The sequence below is a fragment of the Exiguobacterium sp. SL-10 genome (assembly GCF_004337025.1).
Classification (GTDB): Bacteria; Bacillota; Bacilli; order Exiguobacteriales; family Exiguobacteriaceae; genus Exiguobacterium.
In genome coordinates this window covers 141,218-166,263 of the sequence record NZ_SJUP01000006.1, presented here as the reverse complement: position 1 = coordinate 166,263, position 25,046 = coordinate 141,218, and the positions used below count along the sequence as shown (strand labels likewise).

The window sequence follows — 25,046 nt, the reverse complement described above, 5'->3', positions numbered from 1 at the left end:
TTCGTTTTTTGCTATAATGAAGACAGTTCGATTTGACGGAGAAAGGACGGATCATCATGTTTGACCGTTTGAGCGTATTAGAAGAACGCTATATGCAATTAAATGAGATGCTCGCTGACCCAGAAGTGCTCAGCGATGCGAATAAATTACGACAATATTCAAAAGAACAATCGCAACTCGAGGAGACGGTACAGGCGTACCGCCACTATAAAGAGACGAGCACGGCGTATAAAGAAGCGAAACTCATGCTTGAGGACCGCACGCTCGATGCCGACATGCGCGAGCTCGCCAAAGAAGAGATGACGCTCCTCGAGCCTGAAGTGAAGGCGCTCGAGGCGAAACTGCGTGTACTTTTATTGCCGAAAGACCCGAACGACGACAAGAACGTCATCGTCGAGATTCGCGGGGCGGCCGGCGGGGACGAGGCGGCCCTGTTCGCGGGCGACTTGTACAAGATGTACACACGGTTCGCCGAACGTCAGAACTGGAAAGCCGAATTGATTGACGCCAACTACACAGAACTTGGCGGTTTCAAAGAAGTGACGTTCCTGATCAACGGGACCGGCGCCTACTCGAAACTGAAGTTCGAGAATGGGGCGCACCGGGTTCAACGCGTCCCGTCGACCGAGTCGGGCGGACGCATCCACACGTCGACGGCGACCGTCGCGGTGTTGCCGGAAGCGGAAGACGTCGAAGTACACATCGATATGAAAGACGTTCGCGTCGATACGTTCACATCCTCTGGTCCGGGAGGTCAGTCAGTCAACACGACCCAATCGGCCGTGCGCTTGACGCACATCCCATCGGGGCTCGTCGTCTCGTGTCAGGATGAGAAGTCGCAGCATAAAAACAAAGATAAAGCGCTCAAAGTCCTCCGGGCCCGTCTCTATGACAAGATGCAGAGCGAGCACCTCGAAGAACTGTCGGCACAACGGAAATCTGCCGTCGGAACGGGTGACCGTTCGGAGCGGATTCGGACGTATAATTTCCCACAGAGCCGTGTGACCGATCACCGTATCGGACTGACACTTCAAAAGCTCGACCGTGTCCTCGCCGGGGAACTTGAAGATATCATCGACGCCCTTGTCATGGACGAACAGGCCCGTCTGATGGAGGATGTCGATTGATGCGGATCGCGGCGAAGCTGAAACAAGCGGAACGGGATCTGTTGGCGATGAATCGTGACGCCTCGACAGCAGAGTGGTGGCTCATGCACGTCCTCGACGTCGACCGGACAGGACTGCTCATCCGTTTGTCAGACGAATTGACACCGGAAGAAGAAGCATCGTTTGAAGCAGGGTTCGAGCGTTTGATTGCGGGCGAACCGGTGCAACACTTAATCGGTCACGCCCCGTTTTTCGGACGGATGTTCGAGGTCAATCGTGACGTCTTGATTCCGCGCCCGGAGACGGAAGAATTGATTGAATGGGTCGTCGAGCATGTGCAAGACGTGGCCGATGATGAGATCGTCGATATCGGGACGGGAAGCGGCGCGATCGCCGTCACGCTCAGTCTCGAACTCGGCGTCCGCGTCCAAACGGTCGATATTTCCCGGGAAGCGATCGCTGTCGCGAAACGAAACGCAGCATCACTCGGGGCCGATGTGTCCTTCCATGAAGGAGACTGCCTCACCCCGATTGCCAATCATTCGATTCGCGTCCTCGTCTCGAATCCGCCTTATATCGAGGCGGATGAACTGCTCGACGAGACGGTCGCGAGCTATGAACCTCACCTTGCTTTGTTCGGAGGAGCGGACGGACTCGAGTTTTATCGAAAAATAATCGCCGACTCGATGCGCGTCTTGTGTGCCGATTGGCAATTGATTGCATTTGAAATCGGGTATAATCAAGGACAAGTTGTGAAATCGTACCTGTCCGAACGTTATCCTGAAGCAGAAACGGGTATTTTAAAAGATATAAACGGCAAAGACCGAATCGTCTACGCCGTGAGGGAAGGGATTGCGCATGGAAACGAAATGGATCAAGCCGACAGAAGTTGAGGAAGGGGTACGTCTCTTGCGGACGGGCGAGGTGATCGCCATGCCGACGGAAACCGTCTACGGACTCGCTGGAGATGCGACGAACGATGTCGCTATCAAAAAGATTTTTGAGGCGAAAGGCAGACCGTCTGACAACCCGCTCATCGTCCATGTGGCCTCGGTCGAACAGGCCGAGCATTTCGCGCAAACCATCCCGCCGGTCGCGAGACGCTTGATGGACGCGTTTTGGCCCGGTGCCTTGACCATCATCTTACCGTCGAACGGTCGGGCGTCGTCACTTGTGACAGCTGGTCTTGATTCGATTGGATTGCGGATGCCGGATCACCCGGCCGCACTCGATTTGATCCGCACGTCCGGTCTTGGACTGGCAGCACCAAGTGCGAACCGTTCGGGACGTCCATCCCCGACGTCGGCCCGGCACGTGGCAGATGATTTGACCGGTCGGATCGCGGGTATTATGGATGGGGGACCGACAGGCATCGGTGTCGAATCGACCGTGATCGACTGCACGACGGAACCGGCGACGATTTTACGTCCGGGCGGCGTGACGAAAGAAGCAATTGAGTCGGTCATCGGCCCGGTCATTCTCGATGCCAACTTGAGCGATGAATCAGCTGCGCCACGATCACCAGGAATGAAGTACACCCACTACGCTCCGAGCGCACCTCTTTATTTAGTTGAAGGAGGACGCGACGACCTCATCCGTGTCATTGCGACGCGGCAGGCGGCGGGCAAGCGAGTTGGCGCACTCGTATTCGATGAAGCGACGACCCCGGCTGACGTCACCCTCTCTCTCGGGATTTCGATGGAGATAGCGGCCCGGCGTTTGTACGAGGCGTTGCGAAAGTTTGATGAGACGGATGTGGAAGAGATTTACGTGAATCGGATTGAACCGACGGGAGTCGCTCTTGCCGTCTATAACCGCCTCTACAAGGCGGCAGGTGGTAAAGTCATCCGTCCACAGGAAGAGGCTTAAGGACATAGAGGAGGATCACGCGATGTCAATGAAACGCGTATTATTCATATGTAGTGGCAACACATGCCGAAGCCCGATGGCGATGGCCCTGCTTCGCTCGAAGGTGACGGGGGACGAGTTTGATATTCGTTCAGCCGGTCTTCGGACGATGCAAGGGTTCGACGCATCAGAAAATGCACTCCAAGTGTTGCGTGAACGAGGGATTGAGCTCGATCATGTGACGCAGACATTCGACGACGTCCTCGGACGTTGGGCGGACGTCATCTTGACGATGACGCGGGCGCATCGTGAACAGATTCGGGACACGAATCCGGATTTGGCTGACCGTACGTTCACGTTATATGAGTTCGTTACGGGACTCGAGCGTGATATCAACGATCCGTTCGGAGGGTCGATGAACGTCTATCGCCAAGTTCGAAATGAACTCGAACCACTCGTGAACCGACTTGTGCTAAAATTGACGAATGACGGGTCAAAGGTGACGAAACCACCGAGACGCCTACCAAAGAAGACGGGGGAATGAACGAATGAAAATCGCAATTGGCGCCGATCATGGCGGATTCAACTTGAAGAAAGACATCATCGGACTATTGGAAGAGCTCGGTCATGAGTATAAGGACTTCGGGACACACTCGGCCGAGTCGATCGATTACCCAGACGTGGCCATTCCGGTCGCTGAAGCTGTCGCAGCCGGCGAGTTCGACCGTGGCATCTTGATTTGCGGGACTGGGATTGGCATCGGCATCGCTGCCAACAAAGTGAAAGGCATCCGGGCGGCACTCGTGCACGACTCGTTCAGCGCAAAAGCGACGCGTCAACACAACGACTCGAACATCATGACGATGGGCGAGCGCGTCATCGGACCAGGGCTTGCGATTGACTTGGTGGCGACGTGGCTCGATACAGACTTCGAGGGCGGACGCCACTCGAACCGTGTCGACAAGATGAGCGCTTACGAAACGAAGTGACGGCGATGAAGGCGGAGCTTTTGAACTTGTTGACGGAGTTGCATGAACGGTTTCCGTTAGATGAGGAAAAGATTCTCGTCATCGGTTGTTCGACGAGTGAGGTCGTCGGGAAGACGATTGGGAAAGCCGGGTCGATTGATGTGGCATCGGACTTCATCGAAGCGTTTCTGACGTTTCGCGACAAGACCGGTGTCCATCTTGCCTTCCAAGGGTGTGAACATATCAATCGAGCGCTCACGGTCGAGCGCCGGACGCAAAAACAGTTCGGTTTGACGGAAGTGACGGTCGTGCCGGTCCGCGCAGCGGGCGGGGCGATGGCCGAGAAGGCGTATGAGAGCTTCGAGGCTCCGTGCGTCGTCGAATCGATTCAAGCAGATGCCGGCATCGATATCGGGTCGACGTTGATCGGCATGCACTTGAAGTCGGTCGCGATCCCGGTCCGATTGTCGGCGAAGCAGCTCGGTGAGGCGTATGTCACATTCGCCGTCACGCGGCCGAAACTGATTGGCGGCCCGCGTGCCCATTATCCAGCGAAATAACGAAAGCCGGTCGCGATGACCGGCTTTCGTTTGCGTTATAAGTCTTCACTGAACAAGTAGGAAAGGACCATCGGGAACCGTTCACGCCAAGCGAGCTCGTTATGCACGCCTTCCTCGATGACCTCGAAGCGGATGTGGTCGACTTTGTCACGGAGGAGCGCATAGACGCGTTCGCTCGACTCGAGATACATCTCGTTCGTCGGTCCGTCCGCGGTCGGTTGCTCGACTTCTTTGCGGCCGACATCCATATACAGACGTTCGACACCACTCAAATCGCTTGACTCGATCAACTGCTCGAGCTCGGTCTGGTTGAACCAGAACGCCGAGGACAACGAAGCGACGCGTTTGAAGACGTCGGGATAGACGCAAGCGGCGTAAATCGAGATTAAGCCCCCCATCGAGCTGCCCATCATCGCCGTCTCGTCCGGATTCGTCCGATAGTTCGCATCAATCATCGGCTTCAACTCTTGGGCGATATATTCGATATAAGCCGATCCTTGGCCACCGAGCGCTACGTCTTGGCCGAGCAGGCTCTCGCCGATGTACGGGTTTTCCCACGGGCCGTATTCGTCGAGCCGCATCTCGCCTGGGGCGCTGTCAATGCCGACGATGATCAAGTCACGTTTCGAAGCATCTAAATACTCGCCTGCGCGCCAGCTCATCTTGTAGCTCGCGTCCTCGTCAGCGAACACGTTCTGTCCGTCATGCATATAGAGCACGGGGTAACGTTTGTCCGTCGTGTCGTAATCCGCAGGTGTATAAATCCGAACCGTCCGCTCGCGTTCAAACGGGGTAATCGTGATCTGTTTTGTCTCAATCATACAAATCCTCCTCTAATCGTCTTCTTCATTATGATACCCAACTTGACCTCTGATTAGACGATACCCAAAAAAAGAAGCATATGTTACGATGGGGGTGTTGATTTTTAGACATTCAGAGGGGGTTTCAACATGGTAAACACGACGAAGTTGAAAGTGCAGGATGCGGAATTGTTTGAAGCAATGCAACACGAGCTTGGACGTCAACGCGAGAACATCGAACTCATTGCCTCGGAGAATTTTGTCTCAGAAGCAGTCATGGAAGCGCAAGGCGGCGTGCTCACAAACAAGTATGCAGAAGGTTATCCAGGTCGCCGTTACTACGGTGGGTGTGAGTTTGTCGACGTGGCTGAGAACTTGGCCCGCGACCGCGCGAAAGAGCTGTTCGGTGCAGAACACGCCAACGTCCAACCGCACTCGGGTGCCCAAGCGAACATGGCCGTCTACTTTACAGTCCTTGAAGCTGGTGACACGGTGCTCGGCATGAACTTGTCACACGGTGGTCATTTGACGCACGGAAGTCCGGTCAACTTCTCAGGCGTTCAATACAACTTCGTCGAATACGGTGTGGACAAAGAGACAGAACATATCGATTACGACGTTGTCGCTGCCCTCGCGAAAGAACATAAACCAAAACTCATCGTCGCGGGTGCTTCGGCGTACCCACGGACGATCGATTTCGCTAAGTTCCGTGAAATCGCTGATAGCGTCGGTGCCTACCTCATGGTCGACATGGCCCACATCGCCGGTCTCGTCGCGGCCGGGCTTCACCCGAACCCGGTCGAGCACGCGCATTTCGTGACGACGACGACACACAAGACGCTTCGTGGTCCACGCGGCGGCATGATTCTCTGTAAAGAAGAGTTCGCCAAGGCGATTGACAAGTCGATTTTCCCAGGGATTCAAGGCGGTCCGCTCATGCACGTCATCGCTGCGAAGGCAGTGGCGTTCGGAGAAGCGCTTCAACCTGAGTTCAAAGATTATCAGGCACAAGTCATCAAGAACGCACAAGTGCTCGCGCAAGGGCTAGAAGAGGAAGGGCTCCGCATCGTATCGGGCGGTACGGATAACCACCTTCTCCTCGTTGACCTCCGCGGCATCGACATTACCGGGAAAGCGGCTGAGCACGCGCTCGACGCGGCCGGTATCACGGTCAACAAAAATACGATTCCATTCGATCCGGCATCACCGTTCGTCACGAGTGGGATTCGACTCGGGACGGCAGCGATGACGACACGCGGATTGAAAGAAGATGACATGCGTGAAGTCGCTCGCCTGATCGGACGTGTCTTGACGAACCATGAAGATGAGGCGGTACTCGCCGAAGCGCACGAAGCCGTGCGCACGTTGACGGCGAAGTTCCCGCTCTATCCTGAACGAGGCTGACGAATGGACGTACGGACACTCGCAGATCGGGAACTCGCGGAACTGCCGCTCATCGATATGACAGAATGGCTCGCAAGAAAAGGGGAGCACGACCCGACGTTTCGCCTCGTCGCGAACGAGTTCGGTGTCGTCACGACGCTACTCGACCACGGCTATTATATCGAGGCAAGTGAACGGATCGTACCGCTTCTCGGGATGAAAGTGCCGGCGGCGTTTCATCGGCTCGGGCTCGCGCTCGAAGTGAAAGCGAACGGAAAGAAGGCGGCCAAGCGCCGCTTTCGTTCGTTCTCGCCGGCTGTCATCGGTCACGCGGACTTGTCGGACTGGCGTAACGCCTTCAAATGGGACAAGACTTGGCTCGGCCTGCCGCTCGTCGTCGCACTCGGGCTGGTTGCGCTCGCCTTTTGGCCGGATTCGGCGCCGCCTCCAGTGACGCCGACCGCATCCGACGAACGAGTCATGACAGTGACCGAAGACGAGGCGCTTGCGAAACGGTTAGAAGAACTCGAGCAAGAAGTCGCACGACTCGAGGAAGCGAACGAGGCGTTGCAAACGGAGGATGAGACAGACGAGACGGTCGCGTCGCCTGAGGCACCGGCTGTCATCCCGCTATCTAAAGTCGAGACGCTCGTCTCGGACAAACGATACGAGGAAGCCGATGCGCTTCTCGTCGGCAAAGCGAAAGCCGGGCAGGAGCAGGCGGTCGGGTTTTATCGGTTGCTCGTCGACAACAAGCTCGGCGAAGCGGAGATCGATGACTATGCCGCCTACGTCGACAGTTATCCAGAGTCGGGGTATAAGGCGGACGTTCTATGGATGAAAGGCATCGCCGAGAAGAAGGCCGGGGACGACACGTACCGGACGACGCTCGCCGAGGTCGCCGCCATGGACGGGACGTATTGGGCTCCGATTGCCAAATCGGTGCTCGAAGAAGAATGAGGTCGCAGCGCGCTGTGGCCTTTTTTCTCATCAAATTCTAATCTGTTTCACCGTTCTTTCTCAGCTCGCTCCCGTACAGTAAAGAAAAAGGATAAGGGAGAGGGACATATGCGTTCAACTAGCAGAGGAAAGATTGGAAGATTGATTCGAGGAGTGGCCGTCGGTGCGCTCGCATTGACACTTATGGCGGCAGGAATCGCCGGCTTCTTATTATTCACCTTGACCGGTAACGCTTGGCTTGACGAAATCGCCCAAGTCGGGACCGATGTGGCGTTTCAAGTAGAAGGATTTGAGACGAGGTTTGACCAAATCGGCGACTCGCTCGAGCTACGCGTCGAACAAGCGATTCCGGAAGCGGTTCGCCCGTTTTTTGATTGAGGAATCCGGGAACACATAAATGATGCGTCGGGCGGACTGCTCGGCGTTTTTTTGAGAAAGGATGAACATCATGCCTACGATTCTCGTCGTCGAAGACGATGCTAAAATTGCCAGACTGCTCGAACTTGAACTCATGCATGCCGGTTATCAAGTCGAGGTCGCCCATGACGGGAGGGCCGGGCTCGACCGGGCGCTCACCGGCGGGATTGACTTGATGTTGCTCGACGTCATGTTGCCTCAGATGAGCGGACTCGAAGTCGTGCGCCGCGTCAAAGAAGAGCAGCCGCTCCTCCCGGTATTGATGGTGACGGCACGCGGGGACCGCTACGATAAAGTGAGTGGGCTCGACCTCGGAGCCGACGATTACATCACGAAACCGTTCGAAATGGAAGAGTTGCTCGCACGGATTCGGGCGTTCTTACGGATGCGGCAACACGTCCAAGTTGATACGAGTGAACGGGTCTTATCTTATGAAGGGCTGACCGTCGACGTCAATCGCCACGAAGTAATCTGCGAGGGGCAAAAAGTCGACTTGACCCGACGTGAGTTCGATTTGCTCGTCTATCTGCTCGAACATCCGGAGCGGGTGCTCACGCGCGACCAACTCGTCGAGCATGTCTGGGGTTTCGATTATTACGGAGACACGAACGTCGTTGACGTCTATGTCCGTTACGTTCGAAAGAAACTCGGCGGATCTTGGATTCAGACGGTCCGAGGCGTCGGCTATATGTTGAAGCGTGGTGAATAAGATGAAATTACGGACGAAAATCGCCTTGGCGATGGCGGGGTTCATGTTGTTCCTCCTCATCACCTCGTTCGGCGTCGCCTGGCTCGTCTCACGCCAACAAATCGTCGACGCCCGCTATGACGTCTTGCGCCAAGCGCTCAACTTGCTCGAAGAAGACGAGCGGAATCGGCAAGCCGTCTTGTCGTTGCACGAGGACAGTGTCGTGCTCGAGCGACAAGCGAACGGTGATTGGGGCATCATCGGCGGACAGGCCGAGGAAGGTCTGCGGTTTCCCGTCAATTTTGGCGAACCTGCCCTCGTCGAAGATTGGTTCGTCATCGCGACATCGAACGGGCTCGGCTATGCGTTTCAAGACGCGGCCGTCAGCGAGACGCTCCAGACGCTCGCGACGATTTTTCTCGTCATCTTCTTGATCGCCGTGGCGATGACGTTCGTCTGCAGTCTGTGGATCGTCAGGCAAGGACTCATTCCGCTCCGCCGTCTCGAAACGACGATGGAACGAATCACGGAATCGGGCACGCTCGAGACGATCGATGTGGGCACGAGCCAAGATGAAGTGTCGACGCTCGCGACCGGCTTCAATCAGATGATTGGCCGGGTCGAAGGGTCGATGGAGCAACAACGGCGCTTCGTCGCTGATGTTTCACATGAACTGAAGACACCGCTCACCGTCATCGAAGGATACGCCAAACTGCTCCGGCGCTGGGGACAGAGCGACCCGGCCGTCCGTGACGAGGCGATCGACCATATTTTGACCGAATCCAGACAAATGCGCGAAGACTTGATTGAACCGATGCTCGAGTTGAGCCGTTTCTCCTCACTTGAAGAAGTGGAGACCGAGCCGATCGAGCTGAACGAATTGGCCGGACAATTGACCGAGCGGTTTGAACGATCGCATGGGGTCCACGTGCCAATCGAGGCGATGGGAGCATGGCAGGGGCATCGCGATTCGTTGCAACGGCTCGTCATCATCTTCATCGACAACAGCTTGAAGTATGCGACTGACACGAGCGTGACGATGACGCCGGATCGCATCGAAGTGCGCGACCATGGGACGATGCTCAATGAGGAGGACCGGGCACGGTTATTTGATCGGTTCTATCGACTTGATGAGGCACGGGACCGGAGTGGTAGCGGACTTGGTCTCGCCATCGCCAAGGAAGTGGCGGATTTGAACGGATGGACGGTCGGCAGTTATGCGAACGCGCCGGACGGCAGCGTCTTCTACGTCACAAAATGACAAAACTTTCGCAGATTCTCATCATTTTCTAATGGAATCCTCGTGGTGCTGTAAGGTCACCGTTCTATGATGAAGATGTAGAACAAGTTCACCACATGAAACGAGGAGGAAACATCATGAAATTAATCGGATGGATATTAGGAGTCGGGTTGGCGGTACTAGCCGTCGCCGGAATCGGGTTGTATGTCGCGAACGAAAAGACGGACACGGTCATCGTTCCACGCGCGGTCGATAGCGTGAACAGCGGAACGAATGATGCCGCAGACGATGCGCAAGATGATGCGAGTCAAGAAGCAGCCACTTCGTCAGAAGGATCAGCATCGAACGATACACCGGTCCGTTCGGTCGATGACGATGATTATGAATTGTATGGTACCCTCGTCAGCCTATCAGACCGTGACGTGACGATCAGCTTCAGCGGTAAAGAATCGACGTATCCGCTCGCGGACCGTCATGAGATTGACGACGATACACCGAAAGCAGGGGACCGCGTCAAATTGGAATTCAATCAAAACGAGGAAGTGAAGGAAGTCGACCGTGAGAGTGACGACTTCGACATCTACGGCACGTTCGTCAGCCTGTCGAATCGTGACGTGACAATCGAGCGTGACGGCAAGTCAGAGACGTTCAAACTCGCGAGCCGCTACGAGCTTGACGACGAGGCGCCAAAAGCCGGTGACCGTGTCAAACTCGAGTTGAACCTTCAACAGCAAGTGAAAGAGATTGAACGTGAGGATGACCGGGATGATCAAGATAATCAAAGCGACGATCAAGATGACCAAGCCGACGACCGAGATGACGACTAAAAAAATGCCACACAAGTGGCATTTTTTGTGTGTTCTTCTAACTGTATAAGAAATTATTATTGTATGATAAAGTGAAAAAGAAAATTTTAGGTGATAGTGCCCAAATATATGTGAAAGGAGCGAGCGGGATGAAAGATGTGATTAGGTTAATCGGGTTAGCTACACTCTTATTGAGCGGGTGCGGGGTGAACGAAATCAACGCGCTCAATTTGCGACCATTGTCGACGTACGCGATTCAACAAGATCAAAACGTCCCGTTGACGTCCGCGTTAAAGTCGCGATTATTGAACTATTGTGAACAAAAACCGACAGGCGTGTTGCCGATACGCCGGGCCGAAGTGGCGACAATCACATTCCGTCATCCTTTCTACAACGAGTTGGGCAGCAAGACCATTAAATATTGGCGGAGCGGGGACGCTCGCTACGTCTCGTGCTTGAACAGTAACGAGCAAAACGCACGCGTCTTCCTGACAGATGAAATCGTAGAGTTCGAGACTGCCGTTACGGCGAATCTTCTTGAAATCGATGTCGGTGACACGTTCTCGTTCATTCCCGAACCGAACGGCGAAAACGTGTTACAGTCTTTCTCAGTCAATGAAGCGCACGAGACGATGATCCCAGGTTCTGTCTTCCGTTACCATACGCCGGACCGGGGTGCGCTCCACGTCGCGTACGAAGTCTTTCAGGATGGTGTAGCGACAGGTCAATTGATCGAGCCGAAATTATTCGTCTTCGAAAGTGGCAAAAATGAAGGTTTTGCGTTCTTAACGCAATTGGCGGATCAACGGATTGCGCTCCAGATTGGAAGGGAAGATGCGTGGGAACGTACCGTCTTCTCATCCCTTTTCACTGGCGAACACGTCGCCATCGACTCGTTAGAAGTTGTTTTCCCATCAGATTCGAATGCACGTCGACTCTTGAAGCGGGTCGTCCTATCCAGTGCACCAATTGGAGAAATCACCGAGCAGGCATCGACCGAGTTGTCAGAACGTTATGGGACCGTGATCGAAGTATGGGGGACGGTGAAACGTCCTGGAGCCGGTGAGTTGACGATTACATCGGAGCAAAAAAAGTCGATGCGTTTGGCGACATATGAGACCGAGACAAAAATCGCGCATCTCGGTGGTCCGAGTACGAGCGACCTGTTTGAATTGTTATCGCATGTGAAGCCGAGTAGTAAAGAACTGACCGGGGAACAATGTGGCACAATCGCGGTTTATGAGCAATTGACCGAACAACGGTTTGACGTCTGGATGGAGGAAGGGGAAGATACCCTTCAATTGATGGATATCGAGACGAAACAGGTTTACTTGATTGATCGACTCGAATTAGAGTCGATGCTGGATACGTACATATGACCAAATAACTTATTCTATTACCCGTTTCATGACACTTTCATGTCGTGAAGCGGTTTTTTGTTGTCAAATTGACACTATGTTTTCGTAAAAAACTATCCTATAATTTTTTTTGCGAAGGTTCAACATTACATATACGAATCCGATACATTCATAAAACACACAGCACTAACCTTCTCGTCATTTGAATAAACAGAAAAGGGGGAGCAACGAGACACAACTCCATTCAACTATCATCGTCCGTCACCACGTTTTGTCAGTCATCAGGAGAGGAATAGGTAGTGAAATTGAAAAAGTTAATGATGTCTCTAACGGTAGTGTTGTTGATTGTTAGTCTGAACATGTCTAAAACGGGGGCGCAAACCATGAACCCACTCGACGGTGTGAAGAACTATCAGGTGTATTATGGCCATCCAACTGAAACGATTTTAAAAGATATGCAGAACTACGATCTCGTCATCATTGAGCCGCTCCATTACACGAAAGCGCAAGTGGAGCAAATCAAAGCGCGCGGGACAAAAGTGCTCGGTTATATTAGCGTCATGGAAGTCGCGACATGGAACACCGGTCTCATGTCAAAACTTCAGTCAGGGGACTTCTTTACGCGTAACGGACAACGTGTCCATTACTCGGAATGGGACTCGTACTTGACGAACATCGCCTCGCCACATTTCCAAGGATTACTCCTTACGGAAATCCAGAACCAAGTCATCTCCAAAGGCATCGATGGCGTGTTCATGGACACGGTTGGTGATATCGATAACGAACATTTGAACAATCCGACCGTGCTCAAGCAGCAACGGGACGGTCTCGTCAACTTCTTGAAACAAGCGCGGGCCCGCTATGGGGATATCGCCATGGTTCAAAACTGGGGCTTCGATACACTTGAAACGTCGACGGCACAATACGTCGACGGCATCATGTGGGAGAGCTTCAACGCCGATACCATCAAGAGTGACGCGTGGTCACAAAACATGATCGAGAAATTACAAGCGGTCGATGCATCGCATTCGGTCAAGACGCTCACGATTTCGATGCGTCAAAGCGCCGACAGCCACAAGCTCGCCAAAGATTCTGGGTTCATCCACTTCCATGAAGCAGATGCTTACGTGAACTGGAACGCGGGGCTCGTGACACGGACGACAGATGCGACACCGGCGTCAGTCGCGGTAGCACCGGCAACGAAGCCGGTGGAAACGACAGCGCCGAAGCCGGTGGAAACGACAGCGCCGAAGCCGGTGGAAACGACAACGCCGAAGCCGGTCGAAACGACAACGCCGAAGCCGGTCGAAACGACAACGCCGAAGCCGGCTGAAACGACAACGCCGAAGCCGGCCGAAACGACAGCGCCGAAGCCGGTCGAAACGACAACAACGAAGCCTGTGACAGAAACGGCAACAACACCAGTCGCCCAACCAACGACAGCGCCAACGAAACCGACTGCGTCGACGAAAGACCAGACGTCGTCAAAAACCGAGTCGACACAAAAGACAAAAGCCGAGTTGAAGCAGGAAAAGAAAGAGAAGAAAAAGGCGAAGAAACACGCGAAAAAATATGCGGTCAAGCATGAAACGTCAAAACACCACCACGCCGCCAAAGGCAAGATGTGCGAAAAAGTAAAGCACAAGACAACCGGGTTTCTAAATTTCTTCAAATTCTAATCGATATGTAACCTGAAGCCCGAAGGATCGATTCCGCTCCTTCGGGTTTCGTCTGACCTCTTAGAAAACAGAAGTTGACTCTACCTTTCTCAGAAAAGTTAGGGTACAATGCTCAAGAGAGATTGAGAGAGGAGTGAAGCATGATGGGCAAAGTACACGTTTATGACCACCCATTGATTCAGCACAAGATGACGATTATGCGCAAAGTAGAGACGGGGACAAAGCAGTTCCGTGAACTCGTAGACGAGGTTTCGTCACTCATGGCATATGAAATTACACGCGACCTTCCGCTTACTGATGTAGAAATCGAGACACCTGTCTCTGTATCGACACAGAAGATGATTGCCGGCAAGAAATTGGGAATCGTCCCAATTTTACGGGCGGGCCTTGGCATGGTGGATGGCTTCCTCAAAATGATGCCGAACGTCAAAGTCGGTCACATCGGTTTGTACCGTGACCCGGAGACGCTCGAGCCGCACGAATACTATCTCAAGTTGCCGACGGACGTTACAGAGCGTGACTTCATCGTCGTCGACCCGATGCTTGCGACAGGTGGTTCTGCCGCTGACGCGATTGCCGCGCTTAAAAAGCATGGTGCCAAGTCGATCAAACTCGCTTGCCTCTGCGCAGCCCCTGAAGGTGTGGAACGTGTTCAAGCTGAACACCCGGACGTCGAAATCTATCTCGCCGCACTTGACGAGAAGTTGAACGACCATGGTTACATCGTCCCAGGACTCGGTGACGCAGGTGACCGGTTGTTTGGAACAAAATAAGATTGAGCTCGATGAAGAGGATCCAAGTGGTCCTCTTTTTTTTGTGGAATGTGCCGTGAACGATTGAAAATAGTTGAGGTGAAGCGAGTCACGACCGATAGTAGAAAAGGAAGGGACCACATGAAGGTCCGATTATGAAAAAGGGAAGAGACGCCGTGCAGACTAAATTCTCGCTACTACAAAGATATTTACTCATCTCCTTGATGGCGTTGTTTTTAACGAGCGTCTGGAGTTATAGCGCGTTTCAAGACATCGAGCAGGAGAACCGACGGATCGTCGAAGAGGCGATTCCGATCGCGAACGCCGCCTCAGAGTTGCTCCGTCTGTTGCTCGACCAAGAGCTGTCGGTCCGTGGCTATACATACAATCAAGATACGCTGTCGCTCGAACAGTACGAGGCGACGAAGCGCTCATTAGCAGAGACGATTCAAATCATAAACGAACTCGACGACCGTCATCCTGTCATGCAGGAATTGATTCAAGACGAGGCGATGCCGCTGATCCACCAAATGGAGATGTTCCACAAATCGCAAATCCGGCTTGTCGAGTCCGGAGACATCGACATGGCGAACGCGCGTCGCTACAGTGGCATTGCCTATATCAACCAATTTCGGGACGTCGATGCGGCGATTCGTGAGGAGATCGACAAAATCATCCAACAGGCGTCACTTCGTAGTGACACCGCCTCGAGCTCGGCGAAATGGGTCATCGTGATTGTCGTGGGAATTGCATTATTATTGTTGATGACATTCATGCATACGTTCCGACTTGAACGGAGTAAACAAGCACTCATCCATCGCTCGCTCCATGACGCGTTGACCGGCATTTGGAATCGTCGTGCCTTCGACGAACGGTTCGAACGGATGTGGGATGAAGTTGCGGAAACCGGCGACGTGATTGCCCTCTTATTGCTCGATATCGATGCGTTCAAGATGTACAACGATACATACGGGCATTTGGCCGGAGACGCTTGTCTCGAGCGAGTGGCGACAACAATCGCCAAGGCGGTCGGTGAAGACGGCATGACAGCCCGGTACGGCGGAGAAGAGTTTGCCGTGTTGCTCCGTCCACGTCACGCCCGACAACCGAAAGAGATTGCCGAATGCATCCGCCAAGCGGTGCTCAAACTGAACATCCCGCATGAAGGTTATCAACCGCTTCGGAAAGTGAGTGTCAGTATCGGTGTCGCCGAGCACGCGCCTGCGCAGGATAGCGAGAAAGCTGATTTGATCGAGGCGGCCGATCGGGCGCTCTATCAGGCGAAGCGGAGCGGGCGCAATCGCGTCTCGGTCGGGAAAGCCGTCTAGCGTCCATGGACGCAAAAAGACGACCATTCCGTCAGTCACGGGATGGTCGTCTTTCGCATATGCTTATTCTTCGATTAATCCTTCTTCGATGAGGAAGTCGCGGGCGACTTTCTCTGGACGTTGTTTTTCGACGTCGGCAAGATAATTGAGTTCTTGCATCGTCTCGTCCGTGATTTTTCCACTGAGCAAGTTCAATACGTCGGCGAGCTCTGGATGCTCGGCGAGCGTCTCTTCGCTGACGATCGGCACCGCATAATACGGTGGGAAGAACTGTTTGTCGTCCTCGAGAACGGTCAAGTCGAAACGTTTGAGCAATCCGTCGGTCGAGAAGCTGTCGATGGCGTTACTCTCATTGTTCATGAGTGCTGTGTAGCGAAGTCCGCCGTCGACCGGTTTCACGTCTTGGAAGTTGAACGGGTATGCCTCTTTCAAGCCGAGGTATCCGTCCTCCCGGTTAGAGAACTCGATTGTCGGCCCGAAGACGAGCTCATCGCTCACAGCTGCGAGGTCGGAGACGGTCTTCAAATCGTACGTGTCGACATCTTCTTGTTTGACGGCGATGGCGTACGTGTTATTGAAGCCGATCGGGTCGAGCGTGCGGATATCAAAGCGTTCTTGCACTTGCGTCACGACTTTGTCGTAGACGACATCGGGGTCGTTCTCGACTTCTTGTTTCAATACGTCGACGAACAATGTGCCCGTATATTCGACATATGTGTCGATTTCACCAGTACGAAGTGCGCTGAAGGCGACTTGCGTCCCGCCGAGGTTCAGTTGACGTTTCACATCGAGGTCGGTCTTGTCTTCAATCAAATCGGCGACCATGTTCCCGAGAATCAATTGCTCGGTGAAGTTTTTCGAACCGACGACGATCGTATCGTCTTCACGGGTGAAGGCGTAAATCGAACCGGCGAGGAGAAGGGCGAACGCCGTCGCGATGACGATGAGCGGTTTCGTCACTTTCTTCGCCGAGCGGCGCGTCTTTTTCTTCATCCGGCCGTCCGCGAGGACGATGCCGTTCGGGGCAACTTTATATTCGATGCGGCTGACGATGAAGTCAATCAACAAGGCGAGCAATCCGGCCGGAATGGCACCGGCAAGGATTTGGTTGTTATCGACGGTCTGAATCCCGGCGAAGACAAGATAACCAAGACCGCCGGCTCCGACGAACGCCGAGATGGTCATGAGTCCGACGGCCGTGACCGCCGAGATCCGAATCCCGGCCATGATGATCGGAAGCGCGAGCGGAAGCTGGATCTTACTCAAAATTTGGCGATCGGTCAGGCCGATGCCTTTGGCCGACTCGAGCGTATCGCCCGGAATGCTCGACAGTCCCGTGTACGTGTTTTTCACGATTGGGAGGAGCGAGTACAAGACGACCATGATAATGGCCGGAGTCGATCCGATCCCGATGAATGGAATCAAAAACCCGAGAAGCGCTAAACTCGGTACGGCTTGGACGACGCTCGTCAGACCGAGAATCGGCTTGGCGAGACGCGGGACCCGTAAGATGAGAATCCCGAGCGGTACCCCGAGTAAGACCGCGAGCGAGACGGCGAAGACCGTCAGTTGTAAGTGTTCGAGCAAGAGCGTCCCAATTTGGTCGGTGTTGTTCGTGAAGTAATCGAAAAATGATTGAATGGCGTTCATAGCGTTTCCTCCTCTTGCATGAATTGCTCACTGAGGACGGAAAGCAAGCTGCTACGTGTAATCAAGCCGTGAAGCATCGAACCGTCGACAACAGGAAGGTACCCTTGGTCGCTCGTGTTCATGACGTCTAAAATGTCGAGGAGTGAGTCCTCGACCGAGACGAAGGCATAGTTCGTGTTCATGACTTCCTCGAGCCGCTTCGTTTTGTCTTGGATGCTGTGAACGTCCTTCAATTTGATAAGCCCTTGGAGGACGCGATCACGGTCCGTAATCAACAGGCTGTCGACTTTGCGTGAACGCATGATCTCGATCGCTTGAAGCACGGTCCGTTTCCCGCTGATCGATACTGGATCGGTGATCATGATGTCTTTCGCCTTGATGTATTCAGGACTGTTCCAAATTCGATTCTTCCCGATGAATGACTCGACGTATTCGTCTTTCGGGTTCCGGAGAATTTGTTCCGGAGTATCGAACTGGACGATTTCTCCATCGCGCATGATACAAATGCGATCGGCCAGCTTGATCGCCTCATCCATATCATGGGTGACGAACACAATCGTCTTTTTCACTTCTTCTTGAAGATTGAACAGCTCTTCTTGGAGGTCATTTCGCGTGACGGGGTCGAGGGCACTGAACGGTTCATCCATTAAAATGACTTCCGGATCGTTCATGAGGGCTCGGGCGAAGCCGATACGTTGTTGCTGCCCGCCGCTCAATTCGCTCGGATAGCGATCGATGAACTGATCCGGGTCGAGACCGACCATGCGGAGCAGGTGTTCGGTGCGTGCGTCCATGTCTTGTTCGGCGTGTCCTTCGAGACTCGCAATCAATTGGATGTTTTCGCGAATCGTCATATGCGGAAAGAGGCCGGTCTGTTGAATGACGTACCCCATCTGGCGCCGCAGTTCGATCGGATCCATTTTGCGTGTGTCTTGTCCGTTGACGATGATCGTGCCTTCGGTCGGCTCGATTAAACGGTTAATCATTTTGAGTGATGTTGTCTTTCCACAGCCGGATGGGCCGATAAAGACGACGAGTTCACCTTTGTTGATGGTGAGGTTCATCTCTTTCAAGACGGTCGTGTTCTTGAATGTTTTTTGCACTTGTTTAAATTCAATCATGCATTCACCCTTTTCAGTAATTATTTTCACATAACCTTATATGCCCGTTGTCGAAGGATTGTAAACATTATTTTTGAAAAAAGCGTTTAAACGTTGAATAAAGCGGGGATTACTACTTCTGTTTTTTATAATAGGACAACAGAAAAAGAGAAACGGCCCCCTCGGATAAGCGAGCCGTTCCTCTTGATTGTAGTTAGGATGGCATCGCTTCGACGAGCAGGTCCGCCAAGTGGACGGCGCGCATCGAGTCGGTCCCATGTTCTTGAATTCCAAGTTGCATCTGCATGTGACAGCCCGGGTTCGATGTCACGATTGTTTGTGCCGCCGTGGCGTTGACATGTCCCATCTTCATCTCGAGGATGTCGTTGGCGATGACGGGTTGCAACAGATTGTAGACGCCGGCCGAGCCGCAACAGTGGTCGGCGTGTTGCTGTTCGATATAGACGGACCCCTTGATTGCCTGGAGCAATACCCGCGGAGCGAGCGCGCCTTTTTGGACGTTGCGCAGGTGGCACGAGTCTTGGTACGTAATGACTTGCTCCGGAAGCGTGAGCGGTACGCGGTCGAGGAAGCCGACCTCAAGCAAAATCGAGGCGAAGTCTTTAATCTTGGCCGTGAACCGTTCCGCGCGTTCGGCCCATTCCGGGTCGTGCTTCAACAGATGGTCATAACCGATGAGGAACGCCCCGCAACCGCCTGCGTTCGTGATGATGTAGTCGACGTCCTCGGCCTCGAACGCGGCAATATTCTGCTTGGCGAGCGTGACGGCGCCCGTCTGTTCGCCGGCATGGCCGTGCAACGCCCCACAACATTGCTGCGTGTTCGGGATGACGATGTCGCAACCTGCCGCTTGGAGCAGTTTGATCGTGTTCGCGTTCGTCTCATAAAACATCGTATCCATCAAGCAACCGCTGAAGAAGGCGACCCGGGCCGTCGGTGAACCCGTCGCTCGAATCCGCTCGGGACGACGTCTTCGCTCCGTCTTCGGCGGGACCGTCGGTAAAATCGTCTCCATCTTTTGAAGCTGGTCCGGGAACCAGTCGAGGATGCGGAGTTTATGGGTGAGCGTCTGGACGCCGGACTGTTGATAAAAGCGAAGGAAGCCCGTCGCCGTCTCCATCTTTGCTTTGTTCAAGAACAGTCCGTCAAAGACGACTTTCCGGACGATTCGTTCGCGGACCGGCATCTGCCCGGTCGCGCGTTTGTGATCGGTGATGGCGGCCCGGGCGTCCTCGAGCAAGACGCTATAGCGCACCCCGGCCGGGCATGCCGGCTCGCAGGCGAGACAGCCCAGACATTCGTTGAGCGTCTTCTCGACGCCTTCGTCCGGTTCGATCAAACCATCGACGACCCCTTTCATGATGGCGATGCGGCCGCGCGGGGAGGCGGACTCGTCTTTCGAGCGGATATACGTCGGGCACGTCGGCAGGCAAAAGCCGCAGCGCATGCAACCGAGCATCTCTTCATAGTCGAGCTTTTCGGTCATGCGGGTAGCGAGTTCGGGCGACTGCTTCATGATGTGCCTCCTTGGACGATACGTTTTTTCGCCGCTTTGGCGAACATCTTCTGCGGGTTCATGATGCCGTGCGGGTCGAAGGCGAGCTTGATGCCTTTCATGACGTCAATCCCGGCCGGTCCGAGCTTCCATTCGAGATAGGGGGCTTTCATTGCCCCGACCCCATGCTCGCCGGTGATCGTCCCGCCGAGGTCGAGCGCGGCAGCGAAAATATCGGCGAACGCCGCCTCGACACGTTCCATCTCCTCATGATTTCGGGCATCGGTCGAGACCGTCGGATGCAGGTTGCCGTCCCCGGCGTGGCCGAACGTGGCGATTTGAATGTCGTACGCCCGGCCGATCGCTTCGATGCGTCGGACCATCTCAGCGATCTCGCTCCGTGGCACGGTCGCATCCTCTAAAATCGTCGTCGGGCTGAGGCGGGCGAGGGCGGACAAGGCGATGCGACGCGCATATCGGAGCGTTTCGGCATGTGCCTCGTCCCGGGCCACTTCGACCGATAAGGCGCCTTCTTCTAAACAGACGGCATGCATCGCCTCGATGTCGTGCCGGACGACGTCACGCGGGCCGTCCTGTTCTAATAGAAGGAGAGCGCCGACGTCAGTAGGCAATCCGATGTTCGCATACGCCTCGACGACCTCGATCGTCTTCTTGTCCATGAACTCGAGCGTCGCCGGAATAATCCGGTTCTCGATGATGCGGCTCACCGTTCGGGCCGCGCTGTCCAAGTCCTCGAAATAAGCGAGCATCGTCTGTTTCGTCTCAGGGAGTGGGATGAGCTTGAGCGTCGCTTGTGTGATGACGGCGAGCGTTCCTTCCGAGCCGACGAGGAGACGCGTCAAATCGTACCCGGCCACGTCCTTGGCGAGCTTTCCGCCCGTATGGAGCACGTCGCCGTTCGGGAGCACCGCTTCGAGCGCGAGCACGTAATCGGCCGTCACGCCGTACTTCAATCCGCGCAACCCGCCCGAATTCTCGCTAATGTTGCCGCCGATTGTCGAGATTTTCATCGAGCTCGGGTCCGGTGGATAGAACAGGCCTTTCGCCTCGACGGCTTCCGCTAGGTGGGCGGTGATGCATCCCGGTTCGACCGTCACCGTCAAATTCTTCTCGTCAATCTCGCTGATGCGGTCCATATGTCGGAAGTCCATGACGACACCACCCGAGAGCGGCGTCGTGCCGCCGGCGAGATTCGTCGCCGAGCCACGGGGGACGATCGGGACCCGGTGTTCGTGGCACAGCCGCAACACGGCCTGTACATGTTCGGTCGAGCGGGGGGCGACAATGGCGTCTGGCATCGCTTGATAGTTTGGTGTCGCGTCAAACGAATAGGCGAGTCGGGTCGTCGGATCCGTGAAGACGACATCGGCACCGATTTCCTCACGTAATTGATTCATCCAGTCCATGGTAGTTCCTCCTCACACGCATCAACATTCTCATGATGCGGGCGTCGGTTTCGAAAGTCACAAAATCGACACATTTTTAGATAGCGCTTACATCGTAATCGTAGCCATTCGAACTGGTATTGTCCACCCATTTCGGCTTGATGGGAAGGGATTTCCAGACGAGTAGGCGGGCGAAATCGCCCTGTGATATTCATCACTACAAATTCATCAGAACCCCTCGACATGACAAAAAGATAATCGGTATACTGATACAGGACGATGTAAACGATTTCAAAATCGGGTCAACGTTCGTTTCAAAACCTTTTGTGAACGTAAGCCGTTTGTCATTGTGTTTTCCAAAACGTGGAGGTATAACTGAACTATTCTTCATCTGATTCGCAATGTGAAATGTTATAAAGTCAACATTTTTATTTCACGGTTTCTTCATACTTTTTTAAAATTTAATGATTTTAATTTAGTTTGTGAACTGCGTAAAAGCCTTGATACACCTTGATTTAAAGCGCTTTTATAATTGTGAAATCCATTGACTTCTTATGCCATTTCCAGTACTCTGAACTTGTGTGACTTTTGATGGTCACGCGAGTGTGAATTCGATGGAGAAGACGGAAAGCTCGGCAGCTCGAAAGGGGGATTTGGATGACGAAAAAAGACAATCGTTACCTATCCTACGCCTCGCTCGCCTCTCAAATTTCGACCGCGCTCGCTGGACCGATCGTCATCGGTTATCTCGTTGGCCAATACGGGGCGAGACGTGAATTTTGGGGCACGTTTGGTTGGAATGTGTCGGTGCTTCTCGGAATGGCTTTCGGGATCACGGCGCTTGTTCTCACCCTTCGAAGTTTACTGACAGGAGAGGACGAATGAAGCTAGAACAAACGGAACTACAACAAGTGCAAGCAGACAGAAAAGCACAACAGCAGTTGATGAAACGCTATACGAAGTGGTTTATCGGATGGTTCGCCATTCTCCTCATCGGAGCGCTCATCGTCCCTATGTACAAACCGGTATTTCTCGGTTTGTTCCTAGGTGGGGTCGCCAGTCTGATCATTCTACATATGCAGAATCGAAGCGTCATTCGCATGTTTGACGTCATCGAACATGGACGACGCCCAAAGTCGCACGGGACTGTTTCAAGGATGGCAGTCGGTGCACTAGCCGTGATAGTCGGTCTCTTTTATGAGGATCGAGTATCGCTGATCGCGGTGGTAACTGGTCTAATCGCCGGCCACATCATACAATTTGGCGAGTTCACACTTGCCCAGCTCAGCAGGAAAAGAGGTGAATACTAATGGGTCATGAGTTTCCCACATATTCTCTACAACTCGGAGATTATACGTTATATGGGAGCTGGACGAACGTCATTACGGTGCTGATCGCATCACTACTCGTATTTACGTTTGCCGTTTGGGGAACGCGACGCTTGGCTATGAAGCCGACGGGTAAGCAGAACTTAATGGAATTCTTCGCAGAATTCACACGCGGGATTATCTCGAGTGCGATGGACTGGAAGACAGGTGGCCGTTTCATCGGGTTTGGAATGACGTTGATTTTGTTCATTCTCTTCTCGAACTTGATGGGTCTACCGTTTAACGTCATTTCTGGTCACTATCTATGGTTCAACTCACCGACGGCCGATCCTTACGTCACGTTGGCATTGTCGACACTCGTCGTTGCAATGTCGCACTATTACGGCGTGAAGCTACACGGTTTGAAGCACTACTCGGCGGAATTCGTGAAGCCGGTCTGGTTCTTATTGCCGATCAAGCTCATCGAGGAGTTCGCGAACACCTTGACGCTCGGTCTGCGTCTTTACGGTAACATCTTTGCCGGTGAAATCATGATTACCATCATCTTGGGACTCGCAATTACCGCAGAAGGGGCACTTAACCCGCTCGGTGCTGTGTTCGCAATTCTCCCAATGATTTTATGGCAAGGTTTCTCAATCTTTATCGGGGTTATCCAATCCTACATTTTCCTGACGCTTGCAATGGTGTACATCGGGCATAAAGCTTCTGCCGAGCATTAATTCGGACAGGTCTCGCCAAAGCGTTGAACAAAAAAACTATTTACTTAACTTTTAGGAGGAATATACACAATGGAACAAATGAATCTTCTCGCAACAGCACTCGTTATCGGTCTTGGAGCACTCGCGGCTGGTATCGGTAACGGTCTCATCGTATACGGAACAGTACAAGGACAAGCACGTCAGCCAGAACTCAAAAACGAACTTCGTCAAACAATGTTCATCGGTATCGGTTTGGTTGAAGCCCTCCCGATCATCGGTGTGGCTGTCGGTTTCCTTCTCCTCAACTCTTGATTACGAGTTAACGAGAACAACGTAAGAGGGAGCGTGTCTCCCTCACTTATTTAGTCAAGAGGAGGGTATGCATGGATACGATGATGATTGCAGCTGGTGCTGGCGGCGAAGGCCTCCGCATCCTGGATATGATCTTTACACTTTTCACATTCCTCGTACTCTTGGCCCTGTTGAAGAAATTTGCTTGGGGACCACTCCTTGGAATGATGAGACAGCGTGAAGAGTATGTAGCGAACGAAATTGAACTCGCTGAAAAGAGCCGCAAAGATGCGGAAACATATGTAGTCGAACAACGTGACGCGCTCAGCGCCGCACGTACAGAATCGAAAGAAATGCTTGATTCAAGCCGTCGTCAAGCAGAAGCGGAACAAGCACGCTTGGTGGAGCAGGCGCGTTTGGAAGCCGAACAAATCAAGATCGAGGCGGGTAAAGCGATCGAACGTGAGCGTGAGCTCGCGAAACAATCGCTCCAGACCGAAGTTGTCACACAGGCGCTCTCGGCCGCACGCCACGTCCTTCAGTCAGACCTCAAAGGCGACGAAGCGAAACAACGTGCCCTCGTTTCAGACTTCCTGTCTAAAGCGAAAGGTGCTAACTGATGAACACATCGTTAGCAAAACGCTATGCCAAAGCGCTCTTCGACTTAGCGCGGGAACAAGGCACGCTCGACCAAGTCGAAGCGGAAGTGCGTCTGCTCGATGAAGTGCTCCACGCGACTCCTGAACTCACGGACCTCTTAACGAATCCGGCGATCAGTGACAGCGAGCTTGCACAGCTTTTAACACATAGCTTTGGTGACATGACAGATATCGTGCTCAACACACTTCTCGTCATGGTCGAAAACGACCGTGCGAGCGAAGTTCGCGGCTTGTCGCGCTACGTCCTAGATTACATCAACGACTACCGTGGCATCGCCGAAGGGTTCGTCACGAGTGCTTACCCGTTGTCGGCAACAGAGTTGAAAGAAGTCGAACTCGTCTTCGGTCAGAAGATGAACAAGACGCTTCAATTGAAGAACGTCGTCGATGAAGACGTCATCGGTGGACTCCGTGTCCAGATCGGCTACACGACGTATGATGACACAATCGAAAACAAACTAACACGCCTCGAGCGTGAATTGTTGAATGCGTAAGAAATAGGGGT

The 25,046-nt window shown here is 53.5% G+C and carries 27 protein-coding genes; 22 read left to right on the top strand and 5 right to left on the bottom strand.

What is annotated here, in order from left to right:
* Nucleotides 1-56 precede the first annotated feature (56 nt).
* Genes prfA through EVJ33_RS09060 form a run of 6 tightly spaced genes read left to right on the top strand, consistent with a single transcriptional unit; the run spans nt 57 to nt 4,482 of the window.
* Complete coding sequence (gene prfA, locus EVJ33_RS09085) at nt 57-1,127, top strand: peptide chain release factor 1 (RefSeq protein WP_114165369.1); 1,071 nt, start codon at nt 57-59, stop codon at nt 1,125-1,127.
* Nucleotides 1,127-1,999: a peptide chain release factor N(5)-glutamine methyltransferase gene (gene prmC / locus EVJ33_RS09080; RefSeq protein WP_131436440.1), complete on the top strand. Its 873-nt coding sequence runs from the start codon at nt 1,127-1,129 to the stop codon at nt 1,997-1,999. The genes prfA and prmC overlap by 1 nt, the downstream gene beginning before the upstream one ends.
* The gene (locus tag EVJ33_RS09075) at nt 1,965-2,975 is read left to right on the top strand and encodes an L-threonylcarbamoyladenylate synthase (protein WP_131436413.1); all 1,011 of its coding nucleotides are present in this window, start codon (nt 1,965-1,967) and stop codon (nt 2,973-2,975) included. Before prmC ends, EVJ33_RS09075 begins: the two co-directional genes overlap by 35 nt.
* A gap of 22 nt (nt 2,976-2,997) precedes the next feature.
* Nucleotides 2,998-3,498, top strand: a complete 501-nt coding sequence (locus EVJ33_RS09070; protein WP_131436411.1) for a low molecular weight protein arginine phosphatase — start codon at nt 2,998-3,000, stop codon at nt 3,496-3,498.
* A gap of 4 nt (nt 3,499-3,502) precedes the next feature.
* Nucleotides 3,503-3,943, top strand: coding sequence for a ribose 5-phosphate isomerase B (rpiB, locus tag EVJ33_RS09065; protein WP_071398367.1), 441 nt, complete (start codon nt 3,503-3,505; stop codon nt 3,941-3,943).
* A 5-nt stretch (nt 3,944-3,948) separates the two neighbouring features.
* A complete protein-coding gene (locus EVJ33_RS09060; protein ID WP_131436409.1) occupies nt 3,949-4,482 on the top strand; it encodes a TIGR01440 family protein in 534 nt (177 codons plus the stop codon).
* A gap of 35 nt (nt 4,483-4,517) precedes the next feature.
* Here EVJ33_RS09060 and EVJ33_RS09055 read toward each other — a convergent pair whose 3' ends face one another.
* Nucleotides 4,518-5,303, bottom strand: a complete 786-nt coding sequence (locus tag EVJ33_RS09055; protein ID WP_131436407.1) for an alpha/beta hydrolase — start codon at nt 5,301-5,303, stop codon at nt 4,518-4,520.
* Nucleotides 5,304-5,432: 129 nt separating this feature from the next.
* Here EVJ33_RS09055 and glyA point away from each other — a divergent pair, with 129 nt between their 5' ends.
* From glyA to EVJ33_RS09005, 10 genes are all read left to right on the top strand, one after another.
* Nucleotides 5,433-6,686, top strand: coding sequence for a serine hydroxymethyltransferase (gene glyA / locus EVJ33_RS09050; protein ID WP_131436405.1), 1,254 nt, complete (start codon nt 5,433-5,435; stop codon nt 6,684-6,686).
* A gap of 3 nt (nt 6,687-6,689) precedes the next feature.
* On the top strand, nt 6,690-7,625 hold the full coding sequence (locus tag EVJ33_RS09045) for a hypothetical protein (protein ID WP_131436403.1): 936 nt from the start codon (nt 6,690-6,692) through the stop codon (nt 7,623-7,625).
* A gap of 108 nt (nt 7,626-7,733) precedes the next feature.
* Nucleotides 7,734-8,003: a hypothetical protein gene (locus EVJ33_RS09040; protein ID WP_131436401.1), complete on the top strand. Its 270-nt coding sequence runs from the start codon at nt 7,734-7,736 to the stop codon at nt 8,001-8,003.
* A 70-nt stretch (nt 8,004-8,073) separates the two neighbouring features.
* Nucleotides 8,074-8,751, top strand: coding sequence for a response regulator transcription factor (locus tag EVJ33_RS09035; RefSeq protein ID WP_021066121.1), 678 nt, complete (start codon nt 8,074-8,076; stop codon nt 8,749-8,751).
* A 1-nt stretch (nt 8,752) separates the two neighbouring features.
* Nucleotides 8,753-9,991: a HAMP domain-containing sensor histidine kinase gene (locus EVJ33_RS09030; protein ID WP_131436399.1), complete on the top strand. Its 1,239-nt coding sequence runs from the start codon at nt 8,753-8,755 to the stop codon at nt 9,989-9,991.
* A 116-nt stretch (nt 9,992-10,107) separates the two neighbouring features.
* Nucleotides 10,108-10,797, top strand: coding sequence for a hypothetical protein (locus tag EVJ33_RS09025; RefSeq protein ID WP_236634582.1), 690 nt, complete (start codon nt 10,108-10,110; stop codon nt 10,795-10,797).
* Nucleotides 10,798-10,925: 128 nt separating this feature from the next.
* Nucleotides 10,926-12,155, top strand: coding sequence for a hypothetical protein (locus EVJ33_RS09020; protein WP_131436395.1), 1,230 nt, complete (start codon nt 10,926-10,928; stop codon nt 12,153-12,155).
* Nucleotides 12,156-12,517: 362 nt separating this feature from the next.
* A complete protein-coding gene (locus EVJ33_RS09015) occupies nt 12,518-13,813 on the top strand; it encodes an endo alpha-1,4 polygalactosaminidase (protein ID WP_161566925.1) in 1,296 nt (431 codons plus the stop codon).
* A 143-nt stretch (nt 13,814-13,956) separates the two neighbouring features.
* Nucleotides 13,957-14,586, top strand: coding sequence for a uracil phosphoribosyltransferase (gene upp / locus EVJ33_RS09010; protein ID WP_021066126.1), 630 nt, complete (start codon nt 13,957-13,959; stop codon nt 14,584-14,586).
* 155 nt (nt 14,587-14,741) lie between these two features.
* Nucleotides 14,742-15,893, top strand: a complete 1,152-nt coding sequence (locus EVJ33_RS09005) for a GGDEF domain-containing protein (RefSeq protein ID WP_236634581.1) — start codon at nt 14,742-14,744, stop codon at nt 15,891-15,893.
* Nucleotides 15,894-15,956: 63 nt separating this feature from the next.
* Here the strand turns inward: EVJ33_RS09005 and EVJ33_RS09000 are convergent, their stop codons facing one another.
* From EVJ33_RS09000 to EVJ33_RS08985, 4 genes are all read right to left on the bottom strand, one after another.
* Nucleotides 15,957-17,543 carry an ABC transporter permease/substrate-binding protein gene (locus EVJ33_RS09000; protein WP_131436389.1) on the bottom strand — a complete coding sequence of 529 codons (1,587 nt, stop codon included), beginning with the start codon at nt 17,541-17,543 and terminating at the stop codon, nt 15,957-15,959.
* Nucleotides 17,540-18,664, bottom strand: coding sequence for an ABC transporter ATP-binding protein (locus tag EVJ33_RS08995; protein WP_131436387.1), 1,125 nt, complete (start codon nt 18,662-18,664; stop codon nt 17,540-17,542). Before EVJ33_RS08995 ends, EVJ33_RS09000 begins: the two co-directional genes overlap by 4 nt.
* A gap of 193 nt (nt 18,665-18,857) precedes the next feature.
* Nucleotides 18,858-20,180, bottom strand: coding sequence for a (Fe-S)-binding protein (locus EVJ33_RS08990; protein WP_236634580.1), 1,323 nt, complete (start codon nt 20,178-20,180; stop codon nt 18,858-18,860).
* Complete coding sequence (locus EVJ33_RS08985) at nt 20,177-21,577, bottom strand: FAD-binding oxidoreductase (protein WP_236634584.1); 1,401 nt, start codon at nt 21,575-21,577, stop codon at nt 20,177-20,179. Before EVJ33_RS08985 ends, EVJ33_RS08990 begins: the two co-directional genes overlap by 4 nt.
* A gap of 645 nt (nt 21,578-22,222) precedes the next feature.
* Here EVJ33_RS08985 and EVJ33_RS08980 point away from each other — a divergent pair.
* The 6 genes from EVJ33_RS08980 to EVJ33_RS08955 all read left to right on the top strand — a co-directional run bounded on the left by EVJ33_RS08980 (nt 22,223) and on the right by EVJ33_RS08955 (nt 25,035).
* Nucleotides 22,223-22,450, top strand: coding sequence for a hypothetical protein (locus tag EVJ33_RS08980; protein ID WP_114165157.1), 228 nt, complete (start codon nt 22,223-22,225; stop codon nt 22,448-22,450).
* Complete coding sequence (locus EVJ33_RS08975) at nt 22,447-22,875, top strand: ATP synthase subunit I (RefSeq protein ID WP_114165156.1); 429 nt, start codon at nt 22,447-22,449, stop codon at nt 22,873-22,875. Before EVJ33_RS08980 ends, EVJ33_RS08975 begins: the two co-directional genes overlap by 4 nt.
* Nucleotides 22,875-23,612 carry a F0F1 ATP synthase subunit A gene (atpB, locus tag EVJ33_RS08970; protein ID WP_021066134.1) on the top strand — a complete coding sequence of 246 codons (738 nt, stop codon included), beginning with the start codon at nt 22,875-22,877 and terminating at the stop codon, nt 23,610-23,612. Before EVJ33_RS08975 ends, atpB begins: the two co-directional genes overlap by 1 nt.
* 78 nt (nt 23,613-23,690) lie before the next feature.
* Nucleotides 23,691-23,903: a F0F1 ATP synthase subunit C gene (atpE, locus tag EVJ33_RS08965; RefSeq protein WP_024370837.1), complete on the top strand. Its 213-nt coding sequence runs from the start codon at nt 23,691-23,693 to the stop codon at nt 23,901-23,903.
* A 71-nt stretch (nt 23,904-23,974) separates the two neighbouring features.
* On the top strand, nt 23,975-24,502 hold the full coding sequence (gene atpF / locus EVJ33_RS08960) for a F0F1 ATP synthase subunit B (RefSeq protein WP_131436383.1): 528 nt from the start codon (nt 23,975-23,977) through the stop codon (nt 24,500-24,502).
* A complete protein-coding gene (locus EVJ33_RS08955; protein WP_021066137.1) occupies nt 24,502-25,035 on the top strand; it encodes a F0F1 ATP synthase subunit delta in 534 nt (177 codons plus the stop codon). The genes atpF and EVJ33_RS08955 overlap by 1 nt, the downstream gene beginning before the upstream one ends.
* Nucleotides 25,036-25,046: the final 11 nt, after the last annotated feature.